Below are 4755 nucleotides of genomic sequence, written 5' to 3'. Positions count from 1 at the left end.
GGCGTAACCGAACATCAGGCCCTGGTCGCCGGCGCCCTGCTTGTCCAGATCGTCATCGACGGTGCCGGTCTGCGTCTCGTGCGAGTCGGTCAGGCCCTGGTTGATCTCCGGGGACTGGGCGCCGATCGCGACGTTCACCCCGCAGGAGGCCCCGTCGAACCCCTTCGTCGACGAGTCGTAGCCGATGTCGAGGATGCGCTCGCGCACGATCGTCGGGATGTCGGCGTAGGCGGTCGTGTTGACTTCACCGGCGACGTGGACCTGGCCGGTGGTCACGAGCGTCTCGACGGCGACCTTCGCGTTGGGGTCTTGGGCCAACAGGGCGTCGAGGATGGAGTCGCTGATCGCGTCACAGATCTTGTCGGGGTGCCCCTCGGTGACGGATTCACTGGTGAACAGTCGCGACGAGATTGTCATTGGTCCCTCTCGAGCCTCGATAACCGCCGATCGCCTGTCGATCGGCCCGAATTCGGTTCCAACCTACACACCGCCGCCGACACCGGCGCACCGCGACCGTCAGCTGCGGTCCAACAGTGGTGCCAGTGCATCGAGGATGCGGCTGGCCAGCAGTGTCTTGGAAGTCAGCGGCAGCGCGGTCTCGGTGCCGGCGGAGCTCAACAACCAGCCGGTGTTGTCCTCGGTGCCGAACGCCTTGCCCGACCCGACGGGGTTCACAACGAGAAGGTCGCACCCTTTGCGGCTGAATTTTGCCCGCCCGTGGTCCAATACCCCGCCGTTGTCGTCCCCGGTCTCCGCGGCGAACCCGACGATGACGGTCGAGGCAGGGATCTCGCCGCGGCCGCGCGCTGCGACCAGGCCGGCGAGGATGTCCGGGTTGGTCTCCAGCTCGATCGGCGCCGGGCCGGCGGTGCCCTTTTTGATTTTGGCGTCGGCGACGACGACGGGGCGGAAGTCGGCGACAGCGGCCGCCATGATGATGACGTCGGCCTCGAGCGCCCGTTTGTTCATCTCGTCGGACAACTCGGTCGCACTGGCGATCGACACCAGCTCGATCCCGGCGGGATTGCCCGCCCCCGACGTCGAGCCGGCAACGACGGTGACATCGGCGCCGCGGGCGGCGGCAACGCGGGCCAGTGCGAAACCCTGCTTGCCCGAACTGTGGTTGCCCAGGTAGCGCACCGGGTCCAGCGGCTCGCGGGTCCCACCGGCGCTGATCACGATCCGTGCACCGGACAGGTCAAAGGGAAGCGCCTCGGGGTCGTCGAGCAGGAGGTCGCCCAACAGGCCGATCTCGGTGGGGTCGGGCAACCGGCCCGCACCGCTGTCGCGCCCGGTCAACCGACCTGAGTCCGGTGGCATGACGACCACTCCACGACGGCGCAGCGTGGCCACGTTGTCACGGGTCGCCGGGTGCTCCCACATCTCCGTGTGCATCGCGGGGGCGAACAGTACCGGGCAGCGGGCGGTCAGCAGGGAGGCCGTCAGCAGATCGTCGGCCCGTCCGCTCGCCGCACGCGCCAGCAGATCGGCGGTGGCGGGGGCGACGACGACCAGGTCGGCCTCCTGGCCCAGGCGTACGTGCGCCACTTCGTCGACGTTGTCGAAGACGGTCGTGGACACCGGGTGGCCCGAGAGGGCCTCGAACGTGGCCGCACCGACGAACTCCAGGGCGGCGGCGGTCGGGATGACGCGGACGTCGTGTCCAGCCTCGGTGTAGTGCCGGATGACCGAGCACGCTTTGTAGGCGGCGATTCCGCCACCCACGCCGACGAGGATGCGCTTGCGCACCGGAGTCGTCATGACCGGGCCGGAGCCGTTACTCGCCCTCGGTGTGCTCGAGCAGGTCGGCGTGGATCTCCCGCATCGCGATCGACAGCGGCTTCTCGTGGAGACCGGGCTCGACCAGCGGGCCGACGTACTCGAGGATGCCGTCGCCGAGCTGGTTGTAGTAGTCGTTGATCTGGCGCGCGCGCTTGGCGGCGAAGATCACCAGGGCGTACTTCGACGACACGCGGTCAAGCAGGTCGTCGATCGGCGGGTTGGTGATGCCCAGCGGGGTGTCGTACGACGGGGCGTCGACGATCTCGATGACGTCAAGGTTCTGGGTGCTCACGCAAACTCCTGCTTCAAATGCTCGGTGCGAATCAAAAATGTCTCGGAAGGGCCGGGCGGTGACCGTCACTGATCGGGCCCGACCAGCAAGGATACCAACTCATCGGCAGTGGAGTCGACTTCGTGGTTCACCAGCACGTGGTCGAACGTGTCGGCGAGGTCCATCTCGGCGCGCGCTGTCAGCAATCGGCGCTCCACCACCTCCGGCGACTCCGTGCCGCGGCCGGTGAGCCGGGCGACGAGATCCTCCCACGACGGCGGGGCCAGGAACACCGTCTGCGCCTCCGGCAGCCGGGCAACGAGGTTCTCGGCACCCTGGATGTCCACCTCGATCAACACCGGCGCCCCGGAGTCCAACGCGGCCATGACCGGTGCCGCCGGCGTCCCCGAGCGCTGCAGTCCGCCGTGGATCTCTGCCCACTCGAGCAGCTCGTCGTCGGCGATCATCTCGGCAAAGCGTGCCGTGGTGACGAAGTTGTAGTCGCGGCCGTCGACCTCGCCCGGGCGCGGCTCGCGGGTCGTCGCGGAAACGCTGAAGTACATCTGGGGCAGTCGGGCCCGGACGGCGTTGACGACGGTGGACTTACCGACAGCCGAGGGGCCGACCAGTACAACCAGTCGGCCCCTCGGCGTCGAAAGCTCGGCGAAGCGATCAGCCAAGGTCGAACTTCTCCAGCAGAGCCTTGCGCTGACGATCACCCAGGCCGCGGACGCGACGGGTGGCGGCGATCTCCAGCTCGTCCATGATCTCGGCGGCCTTGACCTTGCCGACCTTGGGCAGAGCCTCGAGGAGGGCCGAAACCTTCATCTTGCCGAGGATCTCATTGCTCTCGGCCTCCTTGAGGACGGCCTTGAGATCGGTGCCGCCGCGCTTGAGACGCTCCTTGAGCTCGGCGCGTGCCTTGCGGGCTTGCGCAGCCTTGGCCAGCGCTGCTGCGCGCTGCTCATCCGTCAACTGGGGAAGGGCCACGTGTTCCTCCGTAAATCGTTCTCGAATCCGCCGCTCGGTCACGGTGACGAACCGGCGGGCCGCCGTGTTTACCTGCGGCGCGACGTTGACGGTACCCAACCTGAGCAGGCATTTCGAGGGGTACCCACCCAAAGGTCCCGCAACGTCATGGGGTAGGTTCCCGCCACCCCGCCACGGCCCTGGCAACGGCGTCTGGCGTACTGCAAACGGCATAGACGCAGGTCAGCGGGGGTTCTGGTAGTTCCGTCATGGGTGGTGCACACCAGAAAACCAGCTCTGACCTGGGCGGAATCACACCGGGGTACGGGTGCGAGAATTCCCCGCAGCCTCCCGCGTGTCGTCCCTCGACTAGCGCTTGAGCGCCGATTCGACGTCGTCGCGAGCAGCTTCGCAGGCGGCGCGAAGCGCTGCGGGATCGGGGCCCGCACGCAGGACCGAGCGCGAACTGGCGGGCAGCAGCCACTGTTGGTCGGCGCCGTCGAACAGCTCTGGCAGGTCGGCGGCCGTCGCTCCCTGCGCCCCGACGCCGGGTGCCAGGATGACCCCGCGCAGCGCACCCAGGTCGAGCCCGTGGGCGCGCGTGGCGCCGACGACGACCCCGACGGTGCCGCGGCCGTCGGTGTTATGTGCAGCGGCCTCGTCGACGATGCCCTGCGCGACTGTGCGGCCCGCGGCGTCGGCGAGCTGCACCGCGGCTCCCTCGGGATTGCTCGTGCGTGCAAGCACGATCACCGCACGGTCGGCCCTCAGCGCCTCGTCGACCGCCGGTGCCAGTGCGCCGAACCCCAGGTAGGGCGACACTGTCACCGCGTCGGAGCGCAGCGGCGAGTGCTCGCCCAGCCAGGCACGGGCGTAGGCGGCCATCGTGGACCCGATGTCGCCGCGTTTGGCGTCGGCCACCACCAGCGCACCGGCATCGCCACAGCCGGCGATGACGCGCTCGAGGGCCGCGATACCCGGCGAGCCGAACGCCTCGAAGAAGGCCACCTGGGGTTTGACGACGGCGGCGACGGGGCCGAGTGCCTCGACGCAGATGTCACCGAACTGCGCGACGCCCTGCGCCGACACCGGCAGCCCCCATTGCTCGAGCAGTTCGGGATGGGGGTCGATGCCGGCGCAGAGTCGCCCTCGTGCTGCGACCGCGGCGCGGTAGCGGTCGGCGAATCCACCGGCCTCGGTCACGGCGCGGACACCTCCGGATCGTTCACCAGCGCCGCGTGCAGGTGCTGCAACGACTTGACTCCCAGGTTGCCCGTGAGCAGCGCCTCGATGCCCTGGACGGCTGCGCTGGCCCCCTGAACGGTGGTGATGCACGGAATCGTCGCGCTGACCGCGGCCGTGCGGATCTCATATCCGTCGATGCGAGGCCCGGAATTGCCGAACGGCGTGTTGATGACCATGGCGACCTCGCCGTCGCGGATCTGGTCCACGATGGACCGCTCCCCCGCCGCCACCTCCGGGTCGGAGTGCTTGCGCACCCTGGTGCAGGCGATCCCGTTGCGCCGCAGCATGTCCGCGGTTCCCTCGGTGGCGAAGATCTCGAAGCCCAGGTCGGCCAGGCGTTTGACCGGGAACAACAGCGCGCGCTTGTCTTTGTTGGCCACCGACACGAACACCGCGCCGTGGGCGGGCAGGGAGCCGTAGGCGGCGGTCTGCGACTTGGCGAACGCACGGCCGAAGTCGGCGTCGATGCCCATGACCTCGCCCGTCGA

General features: G+C 68.8%; 6 protein-coding genes and 1 pseudogene. All 7 read right to left on the bottom strand.

From position 1 onward, the window contains the following. Positions 1-417 (bottom strand): S-adenosylmethionine synthetase N-terminal domain-containing protein (locus B4L26_RS10980; protein ID WP_290718910.1); only part of this gene is annotated, 417 nt, incomplete at its 3' end. Positions 418-516: 99 nt separating this feature from the next. Then, complete coding sequence (gene coaBC, locus B4L26_RS10975; protein ID WP_290718909.1) at positions 517-1761, bottom strand: bifunctional phosphopantothenoylcysteine decarboxylase/phosphopantothenate--cysteine ligase CoaBC; 1245 nt, start codon at positions 1759-1761, stop codon at positions 517-519. A 16-nt stretch (positions 1762-1777) separates the two neighbouring features. Next, positions 1778-2074, bottom strand: coding sequence for a DNA-directed RNA polymerase subunit omega (gene rpoZ / locus B4L26_RS10970; protein ID WP_290718907.1), 297 nt, complete (start codon positions 2072-2074; stop codon positions 1778-1780). Between the two features lie 65 nt (positions 2075-2139). Then, positions 2140-2733 carry a guanylate kinase gene (gmk, locus tag B4L26_RS10965; protein ID WP_290718905.1) on the bottom strand — a complete coding sequence of 198 codons (594 nt, stop codon included), beginning with the start codon at positions 2731-2733 and terminating at the stop codon, positions 2140-2142. After that, the gene (gene mihF, locus B4L26_RS10960; protein WP_290718903.1) at positions 2726-3043 is read right to left on the bottom strand and encodes an integration host factor, actinobacterial type; all 318 of its coding nucleotides are present in this window, start codon (positions 3041-3043) and stop codon (positions 2726-2728) included. Before mihF ends, gmk begins: the two co-directional genes overlap by 8 nt. A gap of 348 nt (positions 3044-3391) precedes the next feature. Further along, entirely contained in the window at positions 3392-4225 is an 834-nt protein-coding gene (pyrF, locus tag B4L26_RS10955; protein WP_290718901.1) for an orotidine-5'-phosphate decarboxylase, read from the bottom strand. Beyond that, positions 4222-4755: pseudogene (gene carB / locus B4L26_RS10950) on the bottom strand (carbamoyl phosphate synthase large subunit); the annotation flags it as partial. The gene pyrF and the pseudogene carB, both read right to left, overlap by 4 nt.

Origin of the sequence: Gordonia sp. UBA7599 (genome assembly GCA_002477755.1) — a bacterium.
GTDB lineage: Bacteria > Actinomycetota > Actinomycetes > Mycobacteriales > Mycobacteriaceae > Gordonia.
The sequence above is the reverse complement of the archived record's forward strand: the minus strand, read 5'-3'. Positions and strand labels throughout refer to the sequence as shown.

What these genes read in the sequence shown, in the direction of transcription:
- coaBC (WP_290718909.1), bottom strand. Translation starts at nt 1,761, where the DNA reads ATGACGACTCCGGTGCGCAAGCGCATCCTCGTCGGCGTGGGTGGCGGA.